Origin of the sequence: Duganella sp. Root1480D1, from assembly GCF_001427305.1 — a bacterium.
Classification (GTDB): domain Bacteria; phylum Pseudomonadota; class Gammaproteobacteria; order Burkholderiales; family Burkholderiaceae_D; genus Rugamonas.
On the sequence record NZ_LMFZ01000034.1, the window covers coordinates 364,631 to 391,599 of the forward strand.

Annotated in this window: 28 protein-coding genes, 2 pseudogenes and 1 riboswitch; of the genes and pseudogenes, 22 read left to right on the top strand and 8 right to left on the bottom strand. The window is 60.4% G+C overall.

Going from position 1 to position 26,969, the window contains the following annotated elements; genetic code table 11:
- The first annotated feature begins 66 nt into the window (after positions 1-66).
- Entirely contained in the window at positions 67-264 is a 198-nt protein-coding gene (locus ASD58_RS30750; protein WP_082565612.1) for a DUF2970 domain-containing protein, read from the top strand.
- Here the strand turns inward: ASD58_RS30750 and ASD58_RS22625 are convergent.
- Positions 183-1,814: a methyl-accepting chemotaxis protein gene (locus tag ASD58_RS22625; RefSeq protein WP_057263464.1), complete on the bottom strand. Its 1,632-nt coding sequence runs from the start codon at positions 1,812-1,814 to the stop codon at positions 183-185. The genes ASD58_RS30750 and ASD58_RS22625 overlap by 82 nt on opposite strands.
- A gap of 107 nt (positions 1,815-1,921) precedes the next feature.
- Between ASD58_RS22625 and ASD58_RS22630 the strand changes: the two genes are divergently transcribed.
- The 17 genes and pseudogenes from ASD58_RS22630 to ASD58_RS31460 all read left to right on the top strand — a co-directional run bounded on the left by ASD58_RS22630 (position 1,922) and on the right by ASD58_RS31460 (position 14,825).
- Entirely contained in the window at positions 1,922-3,319 is a 1,398-nt protein-coding gene (locus ASD58_RS22630) for an L-cystine transporter (RefSeq protein ID WP_057263465.1), read from the top strand.
- Positions 3,320-3,350: 31 nt separating this feature from the next.
- A complete protein-coding gene (locus ASD58_RS22635) occupies positions 3,351-3,803 on the top strand; it encodes a hypothetical protein (protein ID WP_156401426.1) in 453 nt (150 codons plus the stop codon).
- A 23-nt stretch (positions 3,804-3,826) separates the two neighbouring features.
- Positions 3,827-4,279 carry a type II toxin-antitoxin system RatA family toxin gene (locus ASD58_RS22640; protein WP_057263467.1) on the top strand — a complete coding sequence of 151 codons (453 nt, stop codon included), beginning with the start codon at positions 3,827-3,829 and terminating at the stop codon, positions 4,277-4,279.
- Entirely contained in the window at positions 4,251-4,742 is a 492-nt protein-coding gene (locus ASD58_RS22645; protein WP_156401427.1) for a hypothetical protein, read from the top strand. The genes ASD58_RS22640 and ASD58_RS22645 overlap by 29 nt, the downstream gene beginning before the upstream one ends.
- 93 nt (positions 4,743-4,835) lie before the next feature.
- Positions 4,836-5,270, top strand: a complete 435-nt coding sequence (locus tag ASD58_RS22650; protein WP_057263469.1) for a hypothetical protein — start codon at positions 4,836-4,838, stop codon at positions 5,268-5,270.
- 52 nt (positions 5,271-5,322) lie between these two features.
- Positions 5,323-5,592: pseudogene (locus tag ASD58_RS30755) on the top strand (TIGR02594 family protein); the annotation flags it as partial.
- A 7-nt stretch (positions 5,593-5,599) separates the two neighbouring features.
- The gene (locus ASD58_RS22655; RefSeq protein WP_057263470.1) at positions 5,600-5,878 is read left to right on the top strand and encodes a hypothetical protein; all 279 of its coding nucleotides are present in this window, start codon (positions 5,600-5,602) and stop codon (positions 5,876-5,878) included.
- A gap of 27 nt (positions 5,879-5,905) precedes the next feature.
- Positions 5,906-6,217 (top strand): hypothetical protein, encoded by a 312-nt coding sequence (locus ASD58_RS22660; protein WP_057263471.1) that lies wholly within the window; start codon positions 5,906-5,908, stop codon positions 6,215-6,217.
- Between the two features lie 86 nt (positions 6,218-6,303).
- Positions 6,304-6,681 (top strand): hypothetical protein, encoded by a 378-nt coding sequence (locus tag ASD58_RS22665; RefSeq protein ID WP_156401428.1) that lies wholly within the window; start codon positions 6,304-6,306, stop codon positions 6,679-6,681.
- Between the two features lie 548 nt (positions 6,682-7,229).
- Positions 7,230-7,565: a hypothetical protein gene (locus ASD58_RS22670; RefSeq protein ID WP_156401429.1), complete on the top strand. Its 336-nt coding sequence runs from the start codon at positions 7,230-7,232 to the stop codon at positions 7,563-7,565.
- A gap of 53 nt (positions 7,566-7,618) precedes the next feature.
- Complete coding sequence (locus ASD58_RS22675; protein ID WP_057263474.1) at positions 7,619-7,918, top strand: cyclic-phosphate processing receiver domain-containing protein; 300 nt, start codon at positions 7,619-7,621, stop codon at positions 7,916-7,918.
- Between the two features lie 193 nt (positions 7,919-8,111).
- Positions 8,112-8,654, top strand: a complete 543-nt coding sequence (locus ASD58_RS22680) for a PEP-CTERM sorting domain-containing protein (protein ID WP_162253049.1) — start codon at positions 8,112-8,114, stop codon at positions 8,652-8,654.
- A gap of 33 nt (positions 8,655-8,687) precedes the next feature.
- The gene (locus ASD58_RS22685; RefSeq protein WP_057263476.1) at positions 8,688-12,227 is read left to right on the top strand and encodes a pectinesterase family protein; all 3,540 of its coding nucleotides are present in this window, start codon (positions 8,688-8,690) and stop codon (positions 12,225-12,227) included.
- A 174-nt stretch (positions 12,228-12,401) separates the two neighbouring features.
- A complete protein-coding gene (locus tag ASD58_RS22690; RefSeq protein ID WP_057263477.1) occupies positions 12,402-13,166 on the top strand; it encodes a histidine phosphatase family protein in 765 nt (254 codons plus the stop codon).
- On the top strand, positions 13,163-14,086 hold the full coding sequence (locus ASD58_RS22695; RefSeq protein ID WP_057263478.1) for an NAD(P)H-hydrate dehydratase: 924 nt from the start codon (positions 13,163-13,165) through the stop codon (positions 14,084-14,086). The genes ASD58_RS22690 and ASD58_RS22695 overlap by 4 nt, the downstream gene beginning before the upstream one ends.
- A gap of 13 nt (positions 14,087-14,099) precedes the next feature.
- Entirely contained in the window at positions 14,100-14,459 is a 360-nt protein-coding gene (locus ASD58_RS22700; RefSeq protein WP_057263479.1) for a hypothetical protein, read from the top strand.
- Positions 14,460-14,474: 15 nt separating this feature from the next.
- A complete protein-coding gene (locus ASD58_RS31460; RefSeq protein WP_156401430.1) occupies positions 14,475-14,825 on the top strand; it encodes a hypothetical protein in 351 nt (116 codons plus the stop codon).
- A 29-nt stretch (positions 14,826-14,854) separates the two neighbouring features.
- Here the strand turns inward: ASD58_RS31460 and ASD58_RS22705 are convergent, their stop codons facing one another.
- Both ASD58_RS22705 and ASD58_RS22710 read right to left on the bottom strand, forming a co-directional pair.
- Positions 14,855-15,940 (bottom strand): serine hydrolase, encoded by a 1,086-nt coding sequence (locus ASD58_RS22705; RefSeq protein ID WP_082565615.1) that lies wholly within the window; start codon positions 15,938-15,940, stop codon positions 14,855-14,857.
- 56 nt (positions 15,941-15,996) lie between these two features.
- The gene (locus tag ASD58_RS22710; RefSeq protein ID WP_057263480.1) at positions 15,997-18,297 is read right to left on the bottom strand and encodes an isoamylase; all 2,301 of its coding nucleotides are present in this window, start codon (positions 18,295-18,297) and stop codon (positions 15,997-15,999) included.
- Between the two features lie 184 nt (positions 18,298-18,481).
- Here ASD58_RS22710 and ASD58_RS22715 point away from each other — a divergent pair, with 184 nt between their 5' ends.
- From ASD58_RS22715 to ASD58_RS22730, 4 genes are all read left to right on the top strand, one after another.
- Positions 18,482-19,183 (top strand): SDR family oxidoreductase, encoded by a 702-nt coding sequence (locus ASD58_RS22715; RefSeq protein WP_057263481.1) that lies wholly within the window; start codon positions 18,482-18,484, stop codon positions 19,181-19,183.
- 42 nt (positions 19,184-19,225) lie between these two features.
- Positions 19,226-19,867 carry a GNAT family N-acetyltransferase gene (locus ASD58_RS22720; protein ID WP_156401431.1) on the top strand — a complete coding sequence of 214 codons (642 nt, stop codon included), beginning with the start codon at positions 19,226-19,228 and terminating at the stop codon, positions 19,865-19,867.
- A 58-nt stretch (positions 19,868-19,925) separates the two neighbouring features.
- Positions 19,926-20,258 (top strand): ferredoxin, encoded by a 333-nt coding sequence (locus ASD58_RS32915; RefSeq protein ID WP_082565616.1) that lies wholly within the window; start codon positions 19,926-19,928, stop codon positions 20,256-20,258.
- A 107-nt stretch (positions 20,259-20,365) separates the two neighbouring features.
- Positions 20,366-20,470: riboswitch (SAM-I-IV-variant riboswitch) on the top strand.
- A gap of 41 nt (positions 20,471-20,511) precedes the next feature.
- Positions 20,512-20,841, top strand: a complete 330-nt coding sequence (locus ASD58_RS22730) for a hypothetical protein (protein ID WP_057263484.1) — start codon at positions 20,512-20,514, stop codon at positions 20,839-20,841.
- On the opposite strand, the gene ASD58_RS22735 is transcribed toward ASD58_RS22730, so the two are convergent.
- The 5 genes and pseudogenes from ASD58_RS22735 to ASD58_RS22755 all read right to left on the bottom strand — a co-directional run bounded on the left by ASD58_RS22735 (position 20,838) and on the right by ASD58_RS22755 (position 26,945).
- The gene (locus tag ASD58_RS22735) at positions 20,838-21,230 is read right to left on the bottom strand and encodes a DUF6632 domain-containing protein (RefSeq protein ID WP_156401432.1); all 393 of its coding nucleotides are present in this window, start codon (positions 21,228-21,230) and stop codon (positions 20,838-20,840) included. The genes ASD58_RS22730 and ASD58_RS22735 overlap by 4 nt on opposite strands.
- A gap of 10 nt (positions 21,231-21,240) precedes the next feature.
- A complete protein-coding gene (locus tag ASD58_RS22740; RefSeq protein WP_057263486.1) occupies positions 21,241-21,588 on the bottom strand; it encodes a hypothetical protein in 348 nt (115 codons plus the stop codon).
- 24 nt (positions 21,589-21,612) lie between these two features.
- Positions 21,613-21,729, bottom strand: a pseudogene (locus tag ASD58_RS30765) (MerR family DNA-binding transcriptional regulator); the annotation flags it as partial.
- Between the two features lie 404 nt (positions 21,730-22,133).
- On the bottom strand, positions 22,134-23,576 hold the full coding sequence (locus ASD58_RS22750; protein WP_156401433.1) for an OmpP1/FadL family transporter: 1,443 nt from the start codon (positions 23,574-23,576) through the stop codon (positions 22,134-22,136).
- Between the two features lie 156 nt (positions 23,577-23,732).
- Positions 23,733-26,945 carry an efflux RND transporter permease subunit gene (locus tag ASD58_RS22755; protein ID WP_057263489.1) on the bottom strand — a complete coding sequence of 1,071 codons (3,213 nt, stop codon included), beginning with the start codon at positions 26,943-26,945 and terminating at the stop codon, positions 23,733-23,735.
- Positions 26,946-26,969: the final 24 nt, after the last annotated feature.

The following is a 26,969-nucleotide window of genomic DNA, read 5'->3' on the forward strand; positions in this document are numbered from 1 at the left end:
CGCTTCTGCGCCTGTTTTTCGAGGCCGGGCCGGCGCACAATAGGCCCAACCTCGAAAGGAAACGACATGGACAACACCAAACCGCGCGGCTTCGGCGAAACCATGCTGGCTGTGGCCTGGTCCTTCATCGGACTGCGCCGCCGCAGCGATTTTGAACGCGACGTCGGCGCCCTGCGCCCCGGCTACGTCATCGCAGGCGGGCTGATTGCAGCAAGCTGCTTCGTCGGCATCCTGCTGTTCGTGGTGCGCTTGGCCACATCATGATGCAGCTTGAACACGCCCACCACAGTATCGAGGTGGGCGGCCTGCTGTTTCAGCGCATCGGCCGCTGAGGCGGCCTCCTCCACCAACGCGGCGTTCTGCTGTGTCACCGTATCCATTTCTGTCACGGCCCGGTTGATCTGCTCGATGCCGGCGCTCTGCTCGTCGCCTGCCGCCGTGATTTCGCGCATGATCTGCGACACCCGCTGCACCGAAGCCACCACTTCCTCCATGGTGCTGCCGGCACGCGCCACCAGGGCGCTGCCCTGGTCCACCTGCTCCACCGAGCTGACGATCAGGTCCTTGATTTCCTTGGCGGCAGCGGCCGAACGCTGGGCGAGCTGGCGCACTTCGCTGGCGACCACCGCAAAACCGCGCCCCTGCTCGCCGGCACGCGCTGCCTCCACGGCCGCATTCAGGGCCAGGATATTGGTCTGGAACGCGATGCCGTCGATCACGCCGATGATGTCCGAGATCTTGCGCGAAGAATCGCTGATCGACCCCATGGTCTGCACCACCTGCCCCACCACGTCGCCGCCCTGTTGCGCCACTGCGGTAGCTGCAGCAGCCAGCTCGTTGGCCTGGCGTGCGTTGCTGCCGTTTTCACGCACGGCGCTGGTCAGCTCCTCCATCGAAGATGCGGTTTCCTCCAGCGCACTGGCCTGCTGCTCGGTACGCGACGACAGGTCCAGGTTGCCGGCAGCGATCTGGGTCGCGGCCGTGTTGATGGTCTCCGTTCCCTGCCGCACTTCCGACACGATGCGCAGCAAGCTGTCGCGCATCACGCTCATGGCCTTCATCATGCTGGCCTCGTCGTCCTTGCGGGTTTCCACCTGCACGGTCAGGTCGCCGGCGGCAATGCGTCCTGCGATTTCGGCCGCCACATCGGGCTCGCCGCCCAACTGGCCAAGCAGGCGGCGCGCAATCACGGTAGCGGCAACCACGCCAGCCACCAGCGCCATGACGCTCATGGCCAGCATCATGGTGCGAGCCGAGGAGTAAGCTTCGCTTGCTGCGGCTGCATCCCTGGCGTTGTGTTGGCGCTGAAGCTGCACATCTTCATCCATTACATCCTGCCAGCGCTGGGTGACCGGGCCCGCTTTCTGCATCAGCAGGGCCACCGCCTCATCGTCCTTATGCTGCAAGGCCAGTTGCAGCAACTGGTCGGTCAAAGGGCTGGCCTCCTGCTGGAGGGCGCGGATGCGGGCGCGGATCGCCTTGCCCTTCTCCGTGGCAGGCAGGGCCTCCAGCGCCGCCTGCGCCTTGTCGTACTGGGCGCGGGCTTCCTGGATCTTTGGCAGTTCACGCCGCATCGCCGCTTCATCCGACAGCAGCACCAGGGTGCGCGAAACGCGTGCGACTACGTGCACCGATTCCGACATGTCCTGTACATAACTCAGTTTCGCCACGTTGAGCTGAACGACCTTTTCGAGCTGGGCGTGAATGCGGTGCATGTTATAGATACCGAGGCCCGACACGCCAGCCATCAGCGCCAGTACCAGGCCAAAGCCAAGCGCAAGCCGGGTGCCCACCTTCATGGATTGCTTTGACATAGCTATTCCTTTCGTAGCGACTCTGCAACCTCGGTACTGCAAATAGGCAAGACTACACCAATTCAATTAGAATCTGTCGATTCCAAAATATAAGCCGCTGCCCCCACATGAACCTGCAAGTGATCCTCAACCTGGCCGTCGCGGCCATTGTGCTGGCCTTCCTCGTCGTGCAGCAGAAGCGCCACGCCAGCTTCACCGTGCGCGTATTCAGCGCGCTGGGCCTGGGTGTTGTGCTGGGCGCCGGGCTGCAGGCCTTGTATGGCGCCGGCAGCGAAGTGATCAAGGTGACCGGCCAGTACCTCGATATCGTCGGCAGCGGCTACGTCAAACTGCTGCAGATGATCGTGATGCCGCTGATTATGGTGTCCATCGTTTCAGCCATCCTCAAGCTACGCAATGCCAGCTCGCTGGGCAAGATCAGCGCACTCACCATCGGCACCCTGATGCTGACCACCACAGTGGCGGCGGCGATCGGCATCCTGATGGCCAAGCTGTTTGGCCTGAGCGCGGCAGGCCTGGCTTCGAATGCAGCCGAGGTGGCGCGCGGCGCCTACCTGGAAGGCAAGCTGGCCGATGCCCAATCGATTTCGCTGCCGAACATGCTGCTGTCCTTCATCCCGAGCAATCCCTTCCTCGATATGACGGGAGCGCGCAAGACCTCGACCATTGCGGTGGTGGTGTTTGCGGTATTTGTCGGAATTGCCGCCATCGGCATCGCGGAAAAGAAACCGGAGCACTTCACCTCCTTCGACCACGCCGTGCATGTGGCACACACCATCGTGATGCGCATGGTGACGCTGGTGCTGCGCCTGACGCCATATGGCGTTTTCGCGCTGATGGCGCAGGTGGTGTCCAGTTCCAGCTACGCCGACATCCTGAACCTGATTGGCTTTGTAGTGGCATCCTATTGCGCCCTGCTGCTGATGTTCTGCGTGCACCTGGCAATGGTCAGCGCCAGCGGACTCAATCCGCTGCGCTACACCAGGAAGATCCTGCCGGTGCTGACCTTCGCCTTCACTTCCCGCACCAGCGCAGGCTCCATTCCAATGAGCGTGCAAACCCAGACCCAGCGCCTGGGCACGCCGGAAGGCATCGCAAACTTTGCCGCCTCGTTCGGCGCCACCATCGGCCAGAACGGCTGCGCGGGCATTTACCCGGCCATGCTGGCGGTGATGATTGCGCCGACTGTCGGCATCGACCCGTTCACCGCATCGTTCCTGGTTCCGCTTCTGGCGATCATCACCATCGGCTCAGTCGGAGTGGCCGGCGTGGGCGGCGGCGCGACCTTCGCGGCGCTGATCGTGCTGTCTTCCATGAACCTGCCGGTGGCATTGGCGGGCTTGCTGATCTCGATCGAACCACTGATCGACATGGGCCGTACCGCGCTGAACGTCAGCGGGTCCATTGCGGCGGGCACGGTCACCAGCCGCGTGATGGGTGAAACCAATATGGCTGCGTTCGCCAGCGACCAGGAATTGCAGGTCGACTCCCAAAGCGCTGCGTAACAAGGACTTTGGTATCAAGCCAGAATAACACATGCCCCGCTCCCATCATTTCAAAGCAAAACACCTGATCGCCGCCATGGCGGTACAAAGCATCGACAAATTCCTGGAACGCTTTTCGCCGCCGGATGGCGAAGATTATTTCCGGGCCTTATGGGGCGGTTTGGGGCTGGACTTGCCCGAGGAAGAAAGAGTCGGCAGCGACGGCTTGAGCGTCATGTCTCGCGAATTGAAAGGTGGGCACTCAGCCCTTATCCTCACGCTGCCAGAACCTCAAGAGCGCAATGAAGCGTATTTTCTGGCAGCCTTGCAGCCGCAGCCCGGAGTTGGCCTCGTTGTCGGTCTTGAGCGCTCGCTGGATCCCATGACGCAAGAGCCAATGACCGCCCTGGTCGGCTGGTCCACACAAGGGCGTTTCAATTGCGGAAAGAGCCCCCAACCGGATCTCGCTTCGTTCATTCTGGAAGTAGAAGAATTACTTGCATAAGAGCGCCCCTGCGTAAAAGAGCCATGTTGATCCGCTACGAATTCGAAGTCGGCGCAAGTGCCGAATACTTGTTCAACCTCACCCAGGACTACGATTTGAGGGCGAAGTGGGACCCGCTCACTACGGGGGCCTTCCTGGTCAATGCCACCGATGCCGCACAAGGCGAACTGGTTCGCTGCACCGCGGCCAATGGCCTTAGCATGGATACGGTCTACGTGTCCTACCAGCCCAACAAGGTCGCCGCGGTGAAGCTGATCAAGGGGCCCTACATCTTCGACAAATTTGCCGGCGGATGGAACTTCAAGGAGCTGGCCCCCGACAAGACCAGGGTGCTTTTTTCATACAACATCACCACCAAGCCGCGCTGGCTTTCCTGGCTGCTGACACCAGTGGTGGTATTTTTTTTCAAGCGCGAGACGCGAAAGCGAATCGCCGCACTCCAACGGTATGCACTCGATAATTATCGGCCCATTTGAAGTCAGATTTGAACCAGCGCTGGTATCCGTTCCTCGCGACGGCACAGAATATGACTGGATATGCGAAGACTGGGTCGAAGTGCGCCACCTGCTTGAAATAGAACAGGCTGATGGCTGGGCCACCGTCATCGGCCTGAATGGCGGCCCCCGCGACAAAAAGCCACACGTTGTACGCCCACTCAGCCCGACCGCATTCACCGAGCAAGAGATAGTCGAGTATTTCATCAAGTCAGCCTCGACCGCATACACCAGCCGCGATCAAATCAAGAATCTGATTTCCACCACCAATTACCCTTGGGGCAAGGTGGTATCGCTGAACTGGACCGCCCTCGGTTACGCTCCGGGTGGGACGGAGTTTTGCATGCTGCCGAACGATGGCTGCGCAATCTCACTTGGACACTTGGCCCTCGACTGGGCAACGGTGAAGGTATCGTCGGTTCAGCCCGGAGGCCCCGGCATTTAACCCTCGCAATTTGATTATGACGAATTTGGCCGTCATAATGAGGTTTAATAAATCGTCAATATGACGCATAACTACGTTGGGCCTCCTGAACATATGAGCAGCAAATTTCATTTCACCTTTGAAGCGGACTGGCGCAGCGCCCCTGGTGCATTTTTGGTGCACGTTCCGGCCGAAGGTGTACTTGGTGTATTTGTGCCGGCGGCACCGATTGCCGTTCCACACAAGGGCTTCGCTATGCTGCATGTTGAATTCGAGGCGTTCGATCTCCTTTTCAGCTCCTCCGCTCAGATCGATCACTACATTGACGTCCTTTCGAAGACGGTCTTGCCGACGTCCCGCCATCTGACCGAGGCACGTGCTAGCAACGTCGGTCCGAATCAACATTGGCTTAGCCGCCTTCCTGGCGAGCTGAAGTCTCCCCGCACACGTCCAGCGTTGGTAAAGGCACTTCTGGCAGCAAAAGACTTTGCGGCTGCAAATTCGCCCAACAATTCATTCAACCCGGACGCGCTGACGCGCGCCGGTTAAATCAAGCACGTAAGTGCTACCCAATTTTCAAGGCGTTAGAGCGTATGCTCAAGCAGGAATCGTCGGTACAGCGTCCGCTCTGGCCAGGTCTTGGCTTCACTGGGGCGTAACACTGGAACAGCCCGTACCTGGCTGCGTCGCAGTTCTTTGGCGAGACGACCCGGCTAGTTGGAAAGGCCACGTGGGCTTCTATTTGAGAGAAGACGAAGAATTCGTCTACCTCCTAGGCGGAAATCAGCTACAACAGGTACGGGAACACTTCTATCCAAAATCTACGGTTCTGGCCTATAGGTGGCCGAACCCTCTCAATCCGGAAAATTAGCAACGACATGTCACATCAAGCCATTCTCACCTATGACAAACAACTTCTTCGTCGAGCTGTGCTGGCTTATTGGCGCCGATCTGTCGGCGTTCGCCTCCCTTTAGCATTATCAGTCGTCGCCATTGCCTTCGCCTGGCTGCTCGCGGAAGGGTGCTATTCAGGCTTTTGGCTTTTGTTGTTTTCCAAAGCACAGTTCATCACGTTGCCACTTGAGACGGTCTCGCAAGAAATGCAGGCATTTGTACTGAAGTCGGTTCAGGCTTCCGGTGGCAAAGTCGTTGGCTAACTCACCTCCGGACAGGGGACTCACTACATGCACGAATGGATAACACTCACCAAGGTATTCGGCGACTCGCTGCGAAATCCAACGACAGCGCAGATGGAAGACGCACTTGACGAGCTCTTTGATCATGCCGATGCCGACCACCCGGATTCCTGGATCGAGTGCGGGTCCGAATCTGGTCCGCTTTGCTGCATTTCGATCTTTTCGAATGGCTATGCGCTCTACACGAAGTATTCAGATGCGGACATGTCCGAGGTGCTTGAAACAAAGAGGCTCTCACCAATTGACCGGGATGCCGCCCTTGCTTTATGGTCCAATCTAATCCAAGGCAGAACACCTTGATGCGACTAAAAACCGTTCTATGCGTGACTCTTCTCCCATTCGTGTTGTCTGGATGCTCGAGCTCTGTCATACGAAACGACGAGCCTTTGAAATTGTTCGTGGTCCGAAATGGCGTTGCGATAGCTGGACCTCTCGAAGTGCCGGCAGATGGCCTGAGTATCAACCAGCGGTTCGATTTGAGATCGCCCGCCCCTTCAGGCACGCTAGGCATCAAAATTTACGCTGACGTCGCATTTCCGATAAAGGATGTGGTGATCTATCACTGCTCCGCTACCGAGATTGGCGGCGAAGGCGCGACTTTGTTTTCCATCGGCGAGATGACCACAGCAAAGGTTTCGCCGAACGGGACAACTACGCTTCGTTGTGCAAGAGGAATCAACTTGGAGCTCAAAGCCGCCGGGGAAGCATATGCCTCAGATGCAGTCGCCACACCCACGCCCTTCCAACAAGTGCGGGGTAAGTGATACATGGGTACCACATACAGGTTCATTGCAGATCCCTCTGAAACGTCGGAGGTCCTTACATGGTTCAGGTCTTTGTCCCAGCCTCCGGATGAGATTCGCACCGATTATGGCTACGTTCTGTACTTTGGAGACTGTGGCCCGCTTAACCATGACTCAGCCGGACGAATCGATTCGAACGCGTCTCCTGTCGTGACTATTTATTTACCTCAGGTTCGTTGTGGCGTACTTTGGAGCGTCGGCGAAGTTCATTTTTTGGCGACGCCACTTCGAGCGCAATTTCCTGTCCTGCACAAGATAAGTCTGGCATTTTCGAAGTGGCTCGCGGAGCTTCCATGTGTCTTTTCCAGCAAAAGCACAAACAATGAGTTCGCGTACTACCTTGAGGGCTCAATCAGGAACCAAGACGCCCCGGTTTTTGCTTTCAGCTCCGGGCGAGACGCACTACAATCGGGACGTTACTTTGTCGGGCAGAATGACAATGAGCAGGTGCTCAACGTCTTGTGCAAAACCCTGCGCCTTCGTGGTGTGGAATGTTCGATAGCCGAACCATGAGTATCGATCCGACTAAACGATCCGCTGCGCTTGCAGGCGCCTGGTGCACCTTCGGCATGGTTCCGTTTGAACTTTGGACGGATCGCCATCCGTTCGACTCTTTACTGACAAAGAACGCTGTCACGCTTATTGCCTTCGCAGCGTTTCTGGTCATTCCAGTCGTGTTTTTTGTCATAGGCCGCATCGCAGGGCCATTCTCTCGCACTTGGTTCCTCGACCCGGTAGAGGGCGCTCAAGTCGAGATCATCACCCGACGAATGTTTTGCTGGTTCCTGGGGGCAGCCATTTTTGGCAGCATTTGGTCCCTTGTCCTATCTTGCGCATTGAGATGATCGCAGCTACCTTTTCATTAGACGGGCTCCATTTTTGACTACAACCTGATCATATGCGCGTATATCTTGACGACGAGCGCAGCACTCCCGAGGGGTGGATGCGAGTCTTTTGGCCCGAAGAAGCCATCACTCTTTTGGAAAGCGGATCGGTCGTGGAAATAAGCCTTGACCACGACCTTGGCGACGACGAGCGTGGCACGGGTTATGACGTTGTACTCTGGATTGAAGAGGCAGTGGCCCTTCGCGGCTTCAAGCCGCCAAGAATCTCCGTCCACTCCGCTAATTCGTCCGCCCGGGACAAGATGGTCGCCGGCATTCGGGCTATCGAACGGATGGTAAAAAAAGGCATTTGACCTGATTAACAACGCCGGGGCTGAGTCTGCTCCTTAATCATGTTCCAGCAGGGCAACGTGGTCCGACCGCATCACATTTGGTCTGATTGATTGAACTATTGGTCAGGCCAATATAAGATTAGTCTTGCCGATCAGGCACGCCTATTCAGCCCCACCGGAGCGCACGATGAAAAGAACCATAATGGAGACATTAGTGGCTGCCGTACTCGCCACAGGAATTGCACACGCAGCACCGCTACCTTTGCAGGATGCCGTCATTACGGCCACTTACAACGGCTCGCCCGACACCATCGTCGGCCTCGACCACCTGTTCCAGCTTGAACCGGGTTCCAACACCACTGCCCTCGATCCATCGGGCACCGGCGTCGAATTCCTCAGCGCCGATGCCATGTTCGGTTTCGACTTCGACGCCAGCGGCCTGCTGACCGTGATAGCCAACGGCGCCATCACGCCGGGCACTTACCAGTTTCACTTCGATTTCGGCGATACACTGGCCACACCGCTGTCCGCCTTCAAGCTGCTCGATAGCAGCGGCATTGGCGGGCTCCCGGTGCTGTCCCTGGGCGCGAACGGCAAGTCGATCGACATCGACCTGACCGGCACCACCTGGACTGAATTTGCCAGCATCACTGCGCAACTGGACGCCGCCGCTGTACCGGAACCCGGCAGCGTTGCGCTGATGCTGGGTGGCGTTGCCGCGCTGGCGGCAGGCCGCCGCCGTACACGCCGCAGCTAAACCGCCCCCCCCTTTCCTCCCAAGGAGAATCATATGGAACTTAAAGGTTTCAGGATCGCGCTCGCCCTGCTCGCGGCGCTTTGCCTGCCCGCACACGCGGCCGACGAACCGGCACGCGCCGTCGCTCCGGCAGATGGCTGGGCAAGCCAGGCTGGCGGCACCTCCGCCGGCTCGGCCGCCATCGCTTCGCAAATCTACAGCGTGGCCAACCGCGCCCAGTTGGTCAATGCGATCAACAACGGCGGCACCAATCCGAAAGTCATCAAGGTCACAGGAACCATCGACATGACCGAGGGCGTGCCTTATGCGAATACAGGCGACCAGGCTATTCGCGGCGCCATCCGTTTGAAGAACAATACGACGCTGATCGGGTCCGGAGCCGGTGCAGGAATCGTCAATGGCCATATCCAGCTTGTCGGCGTCTCGCAAATCATCATCCGCAACCTGAAAATCGTTGCCCCCTGCGATGTCGGCCCAGTGTGGGACCCGAACGATGGCGCCAACGGTGCGTGGAATTCCGCTTACGATGCGATTGGCGTTTCGGGCTCCGATCATATCTGGATCGACCACAACACCTTCACCGATGCGCCGATGACGGACAACCTGCTTCCAACGGAGAATGGCCAGCTCAAACAGTGCCACGACGGTGCGGTCGACATCACCAACGCATCCGACTTCGTGACGGTGTCGTACAACGTGTTCGGCGAACACCACAAAAACAATCTTATCGGCTCTGGCGACGGTGCCACGGCCGATGAAGGCAAGCTGCGCGTCACTTTCAGCAACAACGTATTCCGCAACGTGTCCAGCCGCGCTCCACGCGTGCGCTACGGCCAGGTCCACCTGTTCAACAACTATTTCACCGGCAGCCGCGACGCCGCCGTGTATGCAAACTTGTACAGCATTGGCGCCGGCTTCAACTCCAGGATACTGTCGAATGCAAACGTGTTTGAAATCACGGGCGCACAGGGTTGCAGCAGCATTGTGGTCAATCCGGGCGGCGCGGCCACGGGCACCTTCAAGGACAGCGGCTCGCTACTGAACGGAACCTTGCTGGCCGGCTGCACCATCAACAATAACGTGACGTGGACGCCGCCATACACATACGGTGTGCGCCCTGTCTCGCTGGTGAAAGCCAACGCCCTGGCGCAGGCTGGCGCCGGCAAGCTGTCCACCAGCATCAGCGGCACAGGCGACACCAGCGGCACACCGATCCTTACCCTGACTTGCCCACCCAGCGGCCTGTATTTCTGCGACGACTTCCAGTCCGGCACCGCCGCCAACTGGGACCTGCTGCCCGCGGTCGGCCCGAACGGCAATTTCAGCGTCAAGGCCGAAGCTGTCGGCGCATCGAATATGCTGATGCAGTACACCGCCGCCACTACCGGCGGCGTGCTGGCCCTGCTGAAGCCCTCCGCCATGGCCAACGTGCCGGGCGGCGACTACTTCGTTGAAGCGCGCATCAAGCCGCAAACCAACAGCACGACCGGCAACAAGCAGCTCTACCTGATTACGCGCTATACCAATGCCAGCAACTGGTATGGCGCCGGATTGAACGTGCAGAATTCGAACACCAGCACCCAGGTCGAAATCGCCAAGATGCTGAATGGCGCACTGACCCGGCCCAAGCAGGTGCGCAAACCAATCAACATGGATTCGGTGTTCTACACCGTGCGCTTCGAGATGATCGGCAGCACGCTAACGGTCTATCTCGATGGCGAATCGCTTGGTTCCGTCACTGACACCGCCTTCAGCGCACGCGGGCTGGTCGGCCTTTACACCGCCAACAAATCGTTCCAGATCGACGATGTACGGATTGGCGACCCAAGCCTGAAGCCCTCGCAACTGACGCTCAATCCCGCCACCACCAGCTACAACGCCGAAGCGGGCGATGCTCCTTTGCAGTTGGCGGTCACCGCGCTCAAGCCGGACGGCACGGCCGATGGTTTTAGCGCCAGTTCCAACAACCCGGCGGTACTGGCGGTCGGCATCAGTGGCAATACCCTGGTGCTGACGCCTGTCGGCGCCGGCAACGCCACCGTGCGCGTGTCCAGCGACAGCGATCCAACCCTGGTCCGGCTGATCAGCGCCACCATTGGTGCGCAATTTGTGCAGCCGACCCAGACTTACACCCTTACCGGCCGCGCGTCGCCTTCCGCCGTACAAGGCGAAGCACATGTCGACGCCGGCCTGCGGCTGGTATTCGACAGCACGCCGACGCTGGGCAATAGCGGCACTATCCGCATCTTCCGCAAGTTGGACGATGTGCTGGTCGACGTGATCAAGCTGTCCGGCGAATCCGATGAACTGGGCTATCCGGGCCAGGCTGCGGTGCGCAAGTTGAATACCAATCCGATCGCCATCAACGGCAACGTCGTAACGGTCAAGCCGCACAATGGCAAGCTGGCCTACGGCACCGAATACTACGTCGCAATTGCCAATGGCGTATTCAATGGCGCCACGCTGAATGGCACACCGTTCGTCGGCATCGGCAAACTGGGCAACTGGTCCTTCACCACCAGGGCTGCCGCACCATCCGGGCCGGACCTCTTGGTCGGCACCGACGCCGGCAGCGACTTCGCCACCATCCAGGGCGCGCTGAACTTCCTGATGCAGAACGTGGACAAGGCCACGCCGGCGACAGTCACCATCCGCAACGGCAGCTACAACGAATTGCTCTACCTGCGCGGCAAGGACAATGTGACACTGCGCGGTGAAAGCCGCGACGGCACGGTGATCCAGTACGCCAACTACGACACCCTGAACCCGGGCACCGGTGCCAGCCAGGTTCCCGGCACCAGCGCCACTGCGGCCGGCGGGCGCTCCGTCATGCTGGTAGAGGCCTCGGACATGCTGGTACTCGACACCCTCACCCTGCGCAATACCACCCTGCGCGCAGCCAACATCTCAGCGCAAGCGGAGGCGCTCTACTTCAACAACGACAACGGCCGCCTGGTCGCGCGAGACGCCGCCTTCCACAGCGAGCAGGACACGCTGAACCTGAAAGGCTGGTCGTGGTTCTTCCACACGCTGGTAGCGGGCAATGTCGATTTCATCTGGGGCGGCAGCCACGCCGCATTGTTCGAAGAAAGCGAAATCCGCTCGGTCGGCGACACCACCAGCGCCAGCAGCGGAGGCTACGTCCTGCAGGCGCGCGTGCCGAATGCCAGCGACAAAGGCTACGTCTTCCTCAACAGCCGCCTGACGCACGGCCCCGGGCCAGGCCCGGCGCACGGCGACGTGCCAAGCGGCGCGACCTACCTGGCACGCAGTTCCGGCAGCGCAAGCGTATGGGACAACATCGCCTTCATCAACTGCCAGATGGATAGCCACATAGCTGCAGTCGGCTGGGCCGGGGCCGGGGTCAATGGCCAACCAGCCCCCAATCCGTCCGTGCCGAATGCCGCCAGCGGCTGGCGCGAATATGGCAGTAGCGACTTGCTGGGCAATCCACTCAACCTCGCCACGCGCGTCGGCGGCTACCAGCTCAGCGCCTCCGACGTCGCCGCCGGATTCGCCAACCGCGCCCAGATCTTCGCCGCCTACAACAACGGCACCGGCTGGAATCCGTAAATGCCGATCGGTACACAAGCTCGGCCGTTGCATGGCAGAGCCCGTGTCACACTTGGGGTGTGACCCCATGGTGTGACACGGGCGCGGCCGTAGACCTTGCTGGTGGCGATTGTGTGCCGCCTCATGATCGCATCGCTTACCATAGGCTTTTGGCTATCCACCGAAAGGTAGGCGATGGAGCAAAAATGGCCGCAACAGATCTGGCTCGTGCGGCACGGCCAGAGTGCCGGCAATGTGGCGCGCGACGCTGCCACGGCTGCCAATGAGTTGCTGATCGACATTGCCGAGCGCGATGTTGATGTCCCCCTCTCCGAACTGGGCATGCGCCAGGCCGTCGCGCTGGCGCAATGGTTCGCCGCCCTGCCGCCCGGGCAGCAGCCTAACGTCGTGCTGTACTCCCCTTACCTGCGCGCCCGCGCCACCGCGCAAGCCGTGCTGCAGTGCCTCGGCCCGGAAGACATGCTGGCCGTGGTCTCCGACGAACGCCTGCGCGAAAAAGAATTCGGCATCACCGACCGCCTGACGCCACTGGGCATCGCGGATAAATATCCCGACCTGGCGGCGCAGCGTAAGCACGTCGGCAAGTTTTACTTCCGCCCGCCCGGCGGCGAGAGCTGGTGCGACGTGATCCTGCGCCTGCGCAGCGTGCTCGATACCATCACCCGCGAATATCGCCGCGAGCGCGTGCTGATCATCGGCCACCAGGTCATCGTGAATTGCTTCCGCTACCTGGTCGAGCGACTTGACGAGGAAACCATCCTCGCCATCGACCGCGGGGCCGACGTACCAAATTGCGGCGTGACCTCCTACCAGTTCGATCCGCAAGCAGGCAAGCGTGGCAAGCTGGTGCTGGAACTGGAAAACTTCGTCGCGCCGCTGAAAGAAAGCGGCACGCCCGTTACCGATAAGCCGGACATTCCGGCTGCGCCGAAACCATGAACGCCGCACCGATCGATCTGAATCCTGCCCTGCTGCGCGACTGGCCCTTGCCGCAACCCGGCTTCGACGGCGATAAGGAAGCACGTGGCCACGTGCTGGTCGTGGCAGGCTCGGCGGAAATGCCGGGTGCAGCCATCCTGGCCGGCGAAGCGGCCTTGCGCGCCGGCGCCGGCAAGCTGACTATCGCCACCGCTGCCAGCGTTGCGCCCCAAGTGGGGGCAGCGATTCCTGAAGCGCACGTGATCAGTTTGGGGGAAACACCGGCGCACGGCTTCCAGGCCGACAGCACGCGCCGCCTCGCTGAACTGGCGGGCAAGGCCGATGCCTTGCTGGTCGGCCCCGGCATGGAAGATGAAGCCAGTTGCGTAGAACTGGTGCATCACCTATTGCAACGCTTCAGCGCCATCCCCATCGTGCTCGATGCCACCGCCATGTGCGCTGTGCATCCGCGCGGCGAGCCGCATTTGCTGGACGAAGCGGTCGATTGGGAGCACTTCCGCTTTTCCACGCCAGTGCTGCTGACACCCCATGCCGGTGAACTGGCGCGCCTGACGGGCGGCGTGCGGAGCCATATCGAACAGGAACCGCACCGCGCAGCGCAAACCGCCGCCGGCCGCTGGAATGCCGTGGTTGCCTTGAAAGGCGCCGCGACGGTGTTGGCGACGCCGGACGGCAAGCTGTGGCGGCACCAGGGCGGCAATGCCGGCCTGGCCATCTCTGGTTCGGGGGATACCCTGGCCGGCATCATCGCCGGGCTGCTGGCGCGTGGCGCTTCGCTGGAACAGGCTGCGGCCTGGGGCGTGGTGCTGCACGCGGCGGCCGGCGAACAACTGGCGCTGCGTTGCGGCCCGCTGGGCTACCTGGCCCGTGAAATTGCAGCCGAAGTCCCTGCGCTATTGCGGGTGCTGGCTGCCCAATGAAAGGAATCTTAAAATGAATACCATGAGCAAAGCAGGCGCCCTGTTGCTGGGCGCAGCCCTGGCGGCCGGCCTGGCCGGCTGCAAAAAAAATGCGGAAGACACGGTGCCGGCGCCCGTAACTGCGCCAGAAACCGTGCCACCGGCAGCGGCGCCTGCCACGCCGGCCCCAGCGCCAGTGACGCCCACCACGCCTCCGTCCGACACCGCGACGCCACCGCCTGACACCACGACACCGCCAGCTACCGGCGCCACCCCCGGCACCAGCGGCACCAGCGGAACCAGTGGCACGGCCGGCGCCGGCCAGCCGCCATCCACCGCGCCGGACAAGGTGGACCAAAAGGACGCGCAACGCGACCGCCGTCCCACTTATTAATGCGGAGGCCATGCCATGCCGACCTTCCGCCACGCAGGTGCCCTGATACTGGCCACCCTGCTTGCAACCTCACTCCCGGCCTGCAACAGGAAAAACGCCGAAAGCCCGGCCAATCCGCCGACAGGCATCGGGACCAAAACCACCCCGGATACGGGCGGCACCGGTACCGCAGCAACGCCTGCGGCCGCGCTCGCTAGCCCACCTGCGGCCGGTGCCGGCAATTCAACCAGTGGCGCCAGCGGTGGTAGCGCCGCCACGCAAGGCACCCAGCCAACAGCTCCCGCCACTGGGGCAACACCCGCCGATAACCCCGCCAATACGCCCGGCACCTCAACCCCGCCCACCGGTCAGCAACCCGGCCGCTGATACAACGCCGACGTCACAACGTCGGCGTTTTATCCAGATCTGGCATAGGCTGCGTCCATCAATCCGCTTGCCAGGGTGCCAAGCTTTTGATGGTCGAAGCTGCTGTTATTGAAAATGATGACGGTGATACCGTCTGCCAGCACACGCCGCGCAACCAGGCGAAAACCGCCATTCGAGCCATCCTCCCAGGCTGCCTCGCGTGGCTGGCCTGCGATCGATTCCACGCGTGTTCGACCGCCAAGCGCGTAGCGCTGGTCGGGCATCTGCACTTTCATCAGCGCCGCCCGAGAGGCCGGTGTCAGGATACTGCCACTGAGTACGCCATCCATCAGCCGCAGCATGTCGGGCGCGCTGCTGTAGAAGCCTCCCGCCATGGCCATATAATCCGGTACGGCGTTCACTTTGCGTTGCCATGCGGTGACCGGGCCTGAGTAAGCCAGCGCCATACCTGGCACTGCACTCGACTCACCGTTGAAAAGGCCGCTGTCGCGCAGGCCCAAAGGTTCCAGTAACCAGGCCGCAACCACGTCGCGGTAGGGTCGGCGCCCCATGCGCTCGGCAATCGCTTTCACAATCAGCCAGTTCGAATGGGAATAGTCCCAGGCGGAGCCCGGCGTGAAACGCAAGTCGCCGCTGGCATAGCGCTGCACCGCGTCCATTTGTTCGAGCTCGGTATGCGCCACGGCGGGATCGGCCTTCCTGGCCGCGATCAAGTCATTGGGCACGCCGCTTGAATGATACATCAGATGGCGCAGCGTCAGCCGGGCGCCATTGTCCGCGCGGTAACCGGGCAGATACTGCTTGATCGGCTCGTCCAGCCGGAGGATGCCCTGGTCGACCATTTTCATCACAACCATCGAGGCAACCCATTTCGACACCGATCCCGTCTCGAAACGCGTGCCCAACGCCATCGGAGCCTGCGATTGCGGATCGGCCACGCCAATCGCCCTGCCGAACAAAATGGAAGAACCGCGGCCCACGACGACGGTGCCATTGAAGTCGGGATAGGCAGCCAGCGCCGCCTCATAGCTGGACGGCAGCGCCTCGGCGAACGCTGAGGCAAGCGGCGTCATGGCAAACGTTCCAACAAGGCCCAAGTATTCGCGGCGGTTCATTAGAAAACCCTCACTCAAGAAGATTCGGCGCCACCTGGCTGGCGACGCCGACTATTCTACTTCGCAATCAGCAGCAGCAGGCCACGGCCGCAGACACCATAGACATAGTTTTCGCCGCCGATGACGTCTTCAGCGCCAGCGGCACGAACCTGGCCGGCGCCTTCGGCCCAGGTGCAGGTGTCGGTCACGCGGTACCAGCTCTTGCCAGTGCCGGGCCAAGGCAGCGTGAAGTTCACACTGCCGCTCCAGCCGTTGTAGGCAACGTAGATGGCCGAGGCGCTGTCGCCAAACTCGCTGCCGTCGACGCGCCAGGCAATCGCGTGGTTATTGCTGTCGTTGAAGTAAGCCGCATCGGCCACTGCTCCGTCGGGCTTGAACCAGCGCAGTTGCTCCATCACGTTGCCGTTGCCGTCTGTCGATGAGTAGAAGTTCGCCGGCCGCAGCGCGGGATGCGCTTTGCGGAAGGCGACCAGTCCTTTACTGAAGGACTGGAAGTTGGACTGGTCCGAATTCCAGCTCCAGTTCTGCCACGTGGCGGCGGAATCCAGGTTGTAGGGATTGTTGTTGCAGTTGATGCTGCGCAGCGACTCGTCGCCGCCCACCATCATCGGCACGCCGCCCGACAACAACATCAGCGCCATGCCGTTGCGCGCCGCCTTGCGCTGATCGCTCGCTATGCCGCCCTGGTCCCAGCTATTGTTATTGTCTTCGCCGCCATCGCTTGGGCCATAAGGCCAGGCCTGGCTGTTGTTCTTCGCATTGCAGCTATACAGGTCCTTCAGCGTGAAGCCATCGTGGGCGGTGATGAAGTTCACCGAGTGCCATGGCTTGCGCCCATCGTCGCCGTACAAGTCGCTGGAGCCTGAAAAGCGCGTCGCCAGGGTGCCCGGAGTGATGGCCACCTGCCCCATCTTGTTCTGGTCCTGCCGGATGACGTCGCGATAGATGCCGTTCCACTCGGCCCAGCCAGTCGGGAAGCCGCCGACCTGGTAAGAATTGCCGCCGATCGCCCAAGGCTCGGCGATATGGTCAACACCGCTGCCGCCGGTGGCGGCGCGTGGCGGCAATTCAGCCACGATGCGGTTCAGCGCATTGCCGCTGTCCATTTTGTCGAAGTTGTAGCAACCGTGCTGGCAGGTGTTGCCCAGCACCGAAGCCAGGTCGTAGCGGAAGCCGTCCACGCCCAGTTTGTCGCGCCAGTAGGCCAGCGAATCGACGATCAGGTTCTGTGCCACGGTGTTGCGGGTGTTGTAGTTGCCGCCTACGCCGGTGTTGTCCCAGGAATTCTGGAAATCGCTGGTCAGCGAGTAGTAGGTCGGGTTATCCAGCCCGCGCATGCCGTAGATGTTGTAAGTGGTCTTGTCGCCGGCATTCCATTGGCCGCCCTCGCCCGTGTGGTTGTAGACCACGTCGATGTACACCTTGATGCCGTTGTCGTGGAAGGCTTTGACCATTTCCTTGAACTCGCGGGTCGGGCCCCCTGCTACCTGGTCGTAGCTGTAGCGGCGGTCCGGCGCAAAATAGTTCAGGGTCATGTAGCCCCAGTAATTGTCTCCAGTGTTGGAATTCGGGTCCGCATCGTTGGTGTCGTTCTGGGTTTCCTGTACCGGCAGGAATTCGACTGCGGTCACGCCAAGGCTTGCCAGGTATGGCGCTTTCAGGCCGGCGCCCTTGTAGGTGCCGCGATAGGAAGCCGCAATGCTGCTGTCGTTCCTGGTCAGCCCCCGCACATGGGCTTCGTACACGATGTCGTCCTTGAATGCGCGGGTCGGCTTGGTGCCGATCGACTGGGTATCCCCTTGCAGCACGATGCCTTTGGGCGCACTGCTGCCGCTGTCGATATTGCGGTACAGGGCACCACTGGCGTAGATCGTACCGTTGCTCATGGTGGCAGTGGTTGGGTCGTGGCTGATCTCCAGCGCGTAAGGGTCGGTCAGCAGCTTGTTGGGGTTGAAGCGGTTGCCGTTGGCATCGACATCGGCAATGAAACCGGTCGACGAACCTTTGGTCCACCCCGCGTTGTATGGCCAGTTCGGTCCCCAGGCGCGGTAGCCGTAATAGACCATGCCGCTGATGCCGTAGCTGGCCAATTGGCTGCTGGTGACATTCAGGCTCCAGATCCCGCCGCTGCCAAGGGTCATCGGCAAGCTGGCTTTTTCCTGTTGGCCGGTGGCGGCGCTGTACAGGTACAGGTCGATACGGGTGGCGCGGCTCGAGTAAATCTTGAAGTTGACGCTGGATTTGGTGGCGTCGTAGGCGGCGCCGAGGCTATTGGCATTGATGGCAGCTTGGACGACTGGGCTGCCGAGCAATGCGCAGCCCAGCATCGCCACCCGGAGGGTACGGCGAACTTTCATTAATGTCTCCCTATTCTTGATTTATGTATTTTTGCTACTTGGTAGCGAATCGATTCTGCGCCTTAGCTGGTGTTTACTCAACTACATTGCAATCACGGCGATGTAATTGCACTACAAAAGCAAGATCTTCCCGCCCCTGCTACACTCGTGCGCCGTGTTGGTAAAAACATCACTTGGAGCAGGCATGAGATACATCATCATTGGCGGAACCTCCGGGATTGGCCTGGCTGCCGCCACGATGGCCGTTGAGGCGGGACATTCGGTGCTGGCCGCCGGCCGCGATATGGGGAAATTTCCCGATGCACAGGCAGCCGGCGCCGCCACGGCCCAAATCGACGCCAGCGATCCTGAATCGGTGCAGCGCTTCTTTGCCGAACACGGCGAATTCGATCACCTGGTACTAAGCGTCTCCGGCGCATCCGGCGCCGGAAATTTCCGTGAGCTTGATATCGGTGAGCTGCGAAAGGGCTTCGAAGGAAAGTTCTGGCCGCAGGTCGCCTGCGCCAAGGCTGCATTGGCAACGCTCAGGCCGGGAGGATCGATCACCTTCGTCGGCGCTATCTCCTCGCGCGCGCTGAAGCCAGGCACCGCGGGCCTGGCCGCCATTAACGCGGCGCTGGAAGCCATGGTGCCCATCCTCGCATCGGAGTTGCGCCCCACGCGCGTCAACGCCGTTGTGCCCGGGGTTGTCGACACGCCCTGGTGGTCGCGCGTTCCCGAGGCAGCGAAGGCCGAACTGTTTGAAAAGCTCGCCAGCGAAGTCCCGGTCGGCCGCGTTGGCAAACCCGAAGACTTGGCCAGCGCCATCATGTTTGTCACGACCAACACCTTCATCACCGGCAGCATCATCGACTGCGACGGCGGCTGGAAGCTGAAAAACCCATAGAACCACTGTGTTCGAGAATGTAACGTGAATGGAGTACCAAGGTTGAAAACTGTAGATCTCGCACTTATCGAACGCTGGCTCACTGGCTGGAGTTTATCGCGCGGTGTGCCTTTGCCGCTTCCGTTGGACGGAGGCCTTGTCGTTGAAGTCGGGAAGCCGGAGCAATTGCGACGCCACGTTTTTCTCGATGCAGGGCAAGCGCTTCAAGCCTGCGCCGACCGCATTCACGCCCCTTGCATATTCCTCAAAGCGGCCGTTGCGCCTCATGTGTTGCGGCAGGCGCTGCCCGTGCGCTGGAATGTTGAAAGCCCCGGCTACCTCATGATGGGACCCCGGCAAGCGTTAAGCGAAGTGACGATTCCCCATGGATATCACACCAGGTTCGAAGCAGAGCACGGCGCACAGGTCGTGCGCGTGATTCACGAAAGCGGAGAACTTGCCGCATCAGGGCGCATTGTGCTGCACGGCCGGACCGCCATATTCGACCAGATCGAAACGGCAGAATCCCATCGGCGCCGCGGCTTGGGCAGTGTCGTCATGCACTCGCTGGACCGCCTCGCAGTCCAAGCCGATGTGAACGAACGGCTGCTGGTAGCGACCGAGGACGGCCGCGCTCTTTACACTCGACTTGGATGGAGCGTCATTGCGCCTTGGTCCACTGCCGTACTGCCCGCAAATCAATGATCGCTCAGGTTCTGCTCACTGGCGGACCTATCTCCGCATCTAACACGTTGAGAAAAATATGAGTCAACGCTTCAAAAAGAACGCGCCAGGGTCGTTTTATACAACTGGTGAATGTCTGTCCTGCGGCGCCCCTGAAAGCCTGGCGCCTGAACTTCTCGCCGAACTCAACGACGACAACTCTGACACGTACTTTTTGCGGCAGCCAACTACGCCTGAGGAAATCGAACACGCCTGCCAGGCAATCGAAGTGTGCTGCGTGGATGCCCTCCGTTATGGTGGGGACGATCCACGGATCATCGAACGCCTGGGCAATAATCCAGTTTGCTGCGATCACCTCCAGCCAAAGAAGGTCAACTGGCTCCATCGGCTCAAGTCCAAACTGCAATGTTGACGACTTGGCCATCATTTGATCGACCTGTTGCTGACTCCAAAAAATTCCGCTATATTGAACACATGTTCTGTATAACGAAATTCGTTCAACGAACTTTGTTATCAGCTAATTAGCATCAAGAGTCGGATTTTCCGACGCCAACCTGCCTCACCCGGGCAAGGTGGAAGCCAATACGGCGATGCGGCCTATTAACGGCAACGAAGCGGGCGCGACATGGTTTGCTCCGAATCGGGCCAAGCTCTCAGGAGAGACCATGACAACACATACCTCCCACGCCCCGTCCATCGACACCAGCGTATGGCGCAACCAATTCCGCATGACCCATACGTTCCATCTTTCGCTGGGAACGAATGAGCCGGTTGCCGGCCAGTTGGAAACGACACTAAAAAACTCCAACGCCCAAATCGAGAAATGGGTCATTTCGCGGCGGGCAGGCTGCTACGAGCACTGTATTACCGTCAAAGGCATCGGTGACGACTCGGCGCGCGAATTGCGCTCGGAACTCGCAAGCCTGAATGGGGAATTCAAAGTGCATGTCGAGCACATGCTCCACTTCGACAGCGACACAACGCAGCGTTCTTAATTGCCAAACGGGGCCCTGAGGGCTCGAGGACATAGCCACCCCAGGACGGCAGCAACGATGAACAGGGCAGGAACGTCGCCAGCCAGGTGGCCTGCATGCATTGGATTGCCCATGGCCTGCACCGCCATGACTGCTCCATGAACAATGCTGGACCAGATGGTGAATGCAATAAGGCTGGTGTGCCGCTCCGGGTCCCTGGCCGCAAGCAGAAGGAATATGCCTAAGGTCGCGTAGATGGCAATGATCATTTCGAGATATTCCGAGCGCCCGTGATGCCACGCCCACCCGGCGGGCCAGAGAACGGTAAGCGGATATACGGCGAAAAGGAAAGTAGCGCCAAAGACCAGCAGCGAGACTTTGAGGTACTTCAAGCGATCTTCTGCTCTCATTCCGCGCTCCCTATGTGGCACTCCGCAAATAAGCTCTTCGCACCGCGACACTGCCGCCAATGGCAACCGCCAAAAGGAGAAGCCCGGGTATCAAGGAGACTACGGTTTCTGTAACGTCACTCGCCGGCCACCCGCTTAACGCCATGCCGGCAATGGTGACCAGCCACCAGGCGCTGACGCCGGCCGCCATCAAATACCAAAGATAACTCGCCCAACGACGGCCCAACACCAAACCGATACCGCACAGCATAGGCAGCGCAGCAAGGTCCATCCAGACGAACGCCGAATTCTCGATCGCGAACCAATGGAAGTAAGCGGAAAACAGGAACAACAAGCCTATGACGAATTTAAGAGCCATGATTCGTTATGCCGGACGCTTGCGATATTCACGATAGCCGTTCGACTGCCGGCTACCGACCTTCAGCAGCCCTTTCGATTCGTAGAAGCGAATCGCCGACGCAGCAAGGCCGGCATGCCTGGCCAGTTCCCCAATTTTCATAGCGCCCATCCATGGCTCATGCCATTACTATAAGCTTAAAGCCCGCTTGAAGGTCAACGGCCAGAATAAATGCTTGACCTTCAAGTGAACTTTAATCCTAAGGTGGAGCCATCGCAACTCACGTGACTCCACGATGAATCCTTTCGCATCATTGACACTGCCCAACGGGGCTGTAATTCCGAACCGCATCGCCAAGGCCGCTATGGAGGAAAATAGGGCGGACAAGGACCACGCCCCTTCCGAAACCATCCGGGCCGCCAGATGCCAGCCGCACTTGCCGAAGGCCTGTGCGGCAGCAGTCGGACACTGTCATCAGGAATTTTCAATACCGCCAATGGATGCAAGCCGCGCCCAAATGAAAAAAGCCGGCGCAAGCGCCGGCTTCTCGGTTCATCCGGGAAGGATTAGAACTTGTAGTTGTACGACAGGCCAACCAGCGACATGTGGGTCTTCCAGGTGCCGATGGTGGTTTCGCCGTTGCCGGTGCAGGTGCCTGCCGCGGCCAGTGGGCTGCACTGGTTCTGGTAAGAGGTCGATGCATCATCGAACTTCAGGAAGCTGTATGCCAGGTCGATCGAGGAGTTGGCCGACACCTTCCAGTTTGCACCGAAGGAGATCTGCTTGCGGTCCGAATCAGGCAGTGCTGCGTGGCGCAGGGATGCCTTGTCCACTGGGGACTCGTCGATTGCCACACCGGCGCGCAGCAGCCACGCGTCGTTCAGCTTGTAGTTCATGCCCAGCGATGCGCGCATGGTGTTTTTCCATTGCTGGCGGATCACTTCGTCGCCTTCGCCGGTGCCCACGAACTGAATGTTCAGGTTTTCCATGCGGGAGTGACGCGACCAGGTCAGGTCAGCCATCAGAGCCAGCTTGTCGTCGATCTGGGAGAACACGTTGGCCGACAGGGTTTCCGGGGTCTTGATGTCAACCAGCGCTGGCGAGTTGGTCTTGCGCGAGGAAGCTTGCAGCACCGCGTTCACGACTGGATCGGTGGTCACGCCGGAGAAGTCCCATACTGCGTCGCCCTTCAGCTTGTGATGGATCGACGAACGGTAGGACAGGCCGAAGCGGGTGTCCTGGGTCAGGTTGAACATGTAGCCCAGGTTGAAGCCTACGCCCCAATCCTTGCCGTCCATGGTGGCATGCGCGTCTTTGACGGCTGCCAGGGCTGCCGGGTTGCCGCCTTTGGCGACGATTGCTTGCAGCAGCGCAGCGCGGCGCGCGGCAATCGCTGGGTTCGCTGCGTTGGCGTTCAGGAAGATGATGGAACCAGGCACGTCAACGCCCTGGCCCAGCTTGGCCTTCATGAACTCGGCATCGATACCGAAGCCGAAGGAGTGGCGCTCGTTCAGCTTGAAGGAGACGGATGGGTTCAGGGTGACCGACTTCAGGTCGATCTTGGTCAGCGCGTAGCGGCCGGTCCAGTTGTTGTCATAGTCCAGCTTTGCGCCGTAAGGCACGAAGGTACCAAAGCCCAGGGCCCACTGGTCGTTCAGCTTGTGGGAGATGTACAGGGATGGTGCAGCGACCGCGTTCGGCGCGTAGTCGTCCTGGGTGGCAGTGCCGCCAGCCGGGGTGCCGGTGAAGCGCTTCGAACCCTGGTCTTCGTAGCTCGAATGCGGTACCACGGCGGTGATGCCGCCGGAGAATTGGGTGCCTTCCAGACGGGACAGGCCGGCTGGGTTGGCGAAAATGGTGGAAGCGTCGGCAGCTTCAGCGGTATTGGAATCCGCAGTGCCTTGGCCGGACACCGACTGGGAACCGAAGCGGTAACCGGATGCGTTAGCGTTCATTGCGGCAGCCGACAGCGCTGCAGCAATCATCAGGGAGAGGTATTTTGGGTTCAAGGTAGGTCTCGGCTGTTCGTTATTGATATATGTTTAACCTTGCGCGATTAGAAAATGCGCAAGGGCACCGAAGTCTACACTAAAACAGTACGACGGTGCTTTTTGATTGAAAATAGTTTAAGAAAACAGGGCCCGCAGGCCCTCTTTCCCAGGGGATCAGGCCATCCCTCTTTGTTGCTTTCTGGTTACAAGCGAGAACAGCTTCACAACAAGGCGGAATGCCAGGCGGACAAACAGCAAGGCCAGGATCGCTTCCACGAACGTCAGCAGGAAAGCTGCTGCCGCACCCCAGCGCTCGTCGCGGCGGTGGAACTTGGCAATCATGCGGTCCTTGGCAATCTCGATGCTGTCGTAGAAAGTCGGCACGACCAGCAAAGTGAGCAGCGTGGACGTGACCGTACCGCCAATGATCGCCACCGCCATCGGCGCATAGAACTGGCCGCCATCGCCCCAGCCGATGGCCACCGGCATCATGCCGGCAATCAGGGCAAAGGTCGTCATCAGGATCGGGCGCAGGCGCATGCGGCCGGCGTTCATCAGCGCATCTTCGCGGCTGACGCCCTCTTCTTCCTGCTTGCGGGCGGCGTCGAGCAGCAGGATCGCATTCTTGGCGACCAGGCCCATCAGCATGATCACCCCGATCAGCGACATCAGGTTCAGCGTGTTGTGGGTGAACAGCAGGCCCAGCACCACGCCGATCAGGGACAGCGGCAGCGACAGCATCACCGCGCCCGGCGCCGTGAAGGAGCCGAACTGCATCACCAGCACCAGGTACATCAAGCCGATGCCCGCCAGCAGGGCAATGCCCATGGCGCCGAACACTTCATTCTGGTCCTTGCCGGCGCCGCCCACATCCATGCCGAAGCCCGGCGGGAAGTTCATTTCCTTGGCGATCTTCTGGGCATCCTTGTTCACTTCGCCAGCCGAACGGCCTTCCACGTTGGCGGTGACGGAAATGGTACGCATGCCGTTCAGGTGACGGATGGCAGCCGGCCCCTTGCCCATCGTGATCTTGGCGATCTGGTCCAGCGGCACCATCTGGCCGGTGCCCGGCACGCTGATCGGCAAGCGTTCGATGTTTTCCGGGCTCAGGCGGTCCAGCGGATGCAGGCGCACTGCCACGTCACGGGTTTCGCCGGTCGGGTCAACCCAGTCGCCCACCTCGATGCCGGCAAAGGCCACGCGCAGCGAGGTGGCTGCATCGCCGGCCGAAATGCCCATCGAATTGGCCAGGCCGCGGTTCAGTTCGATTTGCAGTTCGGACTTCGGATCCTGTTCCGACAGGCCCACATCCACCGCGCCGTTGACCTGGCGCAGCCTTTCCATGAACTGGCTGGTCAGTTCCATCAGCTTGCGCGAATCGGGACCGATAAAGTCGATCTGCACCGGCTTGCGGCCATTGTTGGAGAAGTCGTCGATCACGGTGAACTCGCCGCCCACCATGCCCGCCAGCTTCTGGCGCAACTCGCTGCCGATATCCTGGGCATTGCGCTTGCGTTCACTGCGCTTGCCGATATCCACATAAATCGAGCCGCCGGCCAGGTTGACATTCACATTGGTGGCCTTGACGTCCTTGATGCCAAGCGCGATCTCGGAGACCTTGCTCATTTTGCTGCGGGTAAAGGCCAGGCTGGAGGAAGACGGCGTGCGCACTTCCACCTTGATCAAGCCGATATCCTGCTTCGGCAGGAAGCTCGTGCCGCCCATGGTGGCCTGCAGCACGATGGCGCCAACGAAGGTGGCAAAGGCGATCACGGCCATCCAGCGGCGGTGGTGCAGCGCCCAGGCGATCACCTTGCCGTAACGGTCGGCCTGGTGGTCGAACCAGTGGTTGAAATTGTCGAGCGCCTTGCCAATGCCCTTCTTCGGCGCCGTGTGATGGTCCGGCGGGTCGCCCCAGAAGGCCGACAGCATCGGGTCCAGCGTGAAGGAAATGAACAGCGACACCGCCACCGAGCAGGTCACGGTCAGTGCGAAGGGACGGAACCACTGGCCGGCCATGCCGCCCATGAAGGCGACAGGAATGAACACCGCCATGATGGAGAAGGTGGTCGCTGCCACGGCCAGGCCGATTTCGGCCGTGCCGTTCAGGGCCGCGCTGCGGCGGTCGGAACCGTTCTGCATATGGCGCACGATGTTTTCACGCACCACGATCGCATCGTCGATCAGCACGCCGATCGCCAGCGACAGGCCGAGCAGGGTCATGAAGTTCAGGGTGAAACCGCACAGCCACACCGCGATGAAGGCCGCGATCACGGAGGTCGGCAGCGACAGCGCGGTGATCAGGGTGGAGCGCCAGGAATTGAGGAAGGCGTACACCACGAAAATGGTCAGCACGGCGCCGAACACCAGTGCTTCGACCACGTTGTTCAGCGAACGCTGGGCCTGTTCACCGCCGTCGCGGGTAATTTCCAGCTTGCTGCCCTGCCCTTCGGCCGCCAGCTCCTTGTTGATGGTATCCACCAGCGTGCGGATTTTCTTGGCTACCGAAACAGCCGACGCGTCGCGCGCGCGGATCACGAACAGGCCCACATTGTCCTTGCTGGACCGCAGGCTGACGTTATTGACCTCGGCAAAACCGTCCTCGATGGTCGCCACCTGGCCCAGGCGCACCAGCATATCGCCATTGCGCTTGACCACCACGTCCTTGAATTCTTCCGGACGCTCGATGCGGCCCACCAGGCGGATCGCCGATTCTTCCAAAGTGCCGCGCACCTTGCCCACCGGCGCATTGGTGTTCTGCATGCGCAGGGCGTTGGCCACATCCGACACCGACACATTGTATTCACGCAGCTTCTCGGCGCGCAACAGCACCGACAGTTCGCGGCGCAGCGCACCGTTGACGTTGACCACCGCCACGCCATCGAGCGCACGGAAGCGGTCGGCCAGCTTGTCTTCGGCCAGGCGCGAGATGGCGGCGTGCGACTGCTTGGTGGACGACAGCGCCAGTTGCATCACCGGCTCCTGGCTGGTGTCGAAGCGCTGGATCATCGGCTCGCGCATCTCGGTCGGCAGCTTGTAGCGTACCGCGGCGATGGCGTTGCGTACCTCGTCGGACGCTTCGATCAGGTTCTTGTCGAAGCTGAACTCGATTTCGAAGGTCGCCACGCCTTCGCGCGCTTCCGTTTCAATCTGGGTCACGCCGGTAATCGACTGCAGCGACTTTTCCAGGCGGTTGACTACCTCGCGTTCCACCGTTTCCGGCGAAGCGCCGGGATAAGGAATGTTGATGAACAGGGCCGGGACTTCGACGTCCGGGTTCTGGTTGACGCGCAATTTGGACAGGGCCAGCAAACCCATCGCCATCATTGCCACGATCAGCACGATCATCGCGACCGGCCGTTTCACACTGAAGTTAGATAAAAACATTGATTAACTTTTTGTTAATTTGTG

Excerpts from the sequence above, each read along its gene's own strand:
- ASD58_RS22650 (WP_057263469.1), top strand. The coding sequence starts at position 4,836 with ATGAGCAGCAAATTTCATTTCACCTTTGAAGCGGACTGGCGCAGCGCC.
- ASD58_RS22735 (WP_156401432.1), bottom strand. The coding sequence starts at position 21,230 with ATGAGAGCAGAAGATCGCTTGAAGTACCTCAAAGTCTCGCTGCTGGTC.
- ASD58_RS22755 (WP_057263489.1), bottom strand. The coding sequence starts at position 26,945 with ATGTTTTTATCTAACTTCAGTGTGAAACGGCCGGTCGCGATGATCGTG.
- ASD58_RS22645 (WP_156401427.1), top strand. The coding sequence starts at position 4,251 with ATGCACTCGATAATTATCGGCCCATTTGAAGTCAGATTTGAACCAGCG.
- ASD58_RS32915 (WP_082565616.1), top strand. The coding sequence starts at position 19,926 with ATGAGTCAACGCTTCAAAAAGAACGCGCCAGGGTCGTTTTATACAACT.
- ASD58_RS22690 (WP_057263477.1), top strand. The coding sequence starts at position 12,402 with ATGGAGCAAAAATGGCCGCAACAGATCTGGCTCGTGCGGCACGGCCAG.
- ASD58_RS22635 (WP_156401426.1), top strand. The coding sequence starts at position 3,351 with ATGCCCCGCTCCCATCATTTCAAAGCAAAACACCTGATCGCCGCCATG.
- ASD58_RS22715 (WP_057263481.1), top strand. The coding sequence starts at position 18,482 with ATGAGATACATCATCATTGGCGGAACCTCCGGGATTGGCCTGGCTGCC.
- ASD58_RS22695 (WP_057263478.1), top strand. The coding sequence starts at position 13,163 with ATGAACGCCGCACCGATCGATCTGAATCCTGCCCTGCTGCGCGACTGG.
- ASD58_RS22660 (WP_057263471.1), top strand. The coding sequence starts at position 5,906 with ATGCACGAATGGATAACACTCACCAAGGTATTCGGCGACTCGCTGCGA.
- ASD58_RS22730 (WP_057263484.1), top strand. The coding sequence starts at position 20,512 with ATGACAACACATACCTCCCACGCCCCGTCCATCGACACCAGCGTATGG.
- ASD58_RS22670 (WP_156401429.1), top strand. The coding sequence starts at position 7,230 with ATGAGTATCGATCCGACTAAACGATCCGCTGCGCTTGCAGGCGCCTGG.
- ASD58_RS22710 (WP_057263480.1), bottom strand. The coding sequence starts at position 18,297 with ATGAAAGTTCGCCGTACCCTCCGGGTGGCGATGCTGGGCTGCGCATTG.
- ASD58_RS22700 (WP_057263479.1), top strand. The coding sequence starts at position 14,100 with ATGAATACCATGAGCAAAGCAGGCGCCCTGTTGCTGGGCGCAGCCCTG.
- ASD58_RS22630 (WP_057263465.1), top strand. The coding sequence starts at position 1,922 with ATGAACCTGCAAGTGATCCTCAACCTGGCCGTCGCGGCCATTGTGCTG.
- ASD58_RS22705 (WP_082565615.1), bottom strand. The coding sequence starts at position 15,940 with ATGAACCGCCGCGAATACTTGGGCCTTGTTGGAACGTTTGCCATGACG.
- ASD58_RS31460 (WP_156401430.1), top strand. The coding sequence starts at position 14,475 with ATGCCGACCTTCCGCCACGCAGGTGCCCTGATACTGGCCACCCTGCTT.
- ASD58_RS22625 (WP_057263464.1), bottom strand. The coding sequence starts at position 1,814 with ATGTCAAAGCAATCCATGAAGGTGGGCACCCGGCTTGCGCTTGGCTTT.
- ASD58_RS30750 (WP_082565612.1), top strand. The coding sequence starts at position 67 with ATGGACAACACCAAACCGCGCGGCTTCGGCGAAACCATGCTGGCTGTG.
- ASD58_RS22685 (WP_057263476.1), top strand. The coding sequence starts at position 8,688 with ATGGAACTTAAAGGTTTCAGGATCGCGCTCGCCCTGCTCGCGGCGCTT.
- ASD58_RS22740 (WP_057263486.1), bottom strand. The coding sequence starts at position 21,588 with ATGGCTCTTAAATTCGTCATAGGCTTGTTGTTCCTGTTTTCCGCTTAC.
- ASD58_RS22655 (WP_057263470.1), top strand. The coding sequence starts at position 5,600 with ATGTCACATCAAGCCATTCTCACCTATGACAAACAACTTCTTCGTCGA.
- ASD58_RS22675 (WP_057263474.1), top strand. The coding sequence starts at position 7,619 with ATGCGCGTATATCTTGACGACGAGCGCAGCACTCCCGAGGGGTGGATG.
- ASD58_RS22640 (WP_057263467.1), top strand. The coding sequence starts at position 3,827 with ATGTTGATCCGCTACGAATTCGAAGTCGGCGCAAGTGCCGAATACTTG.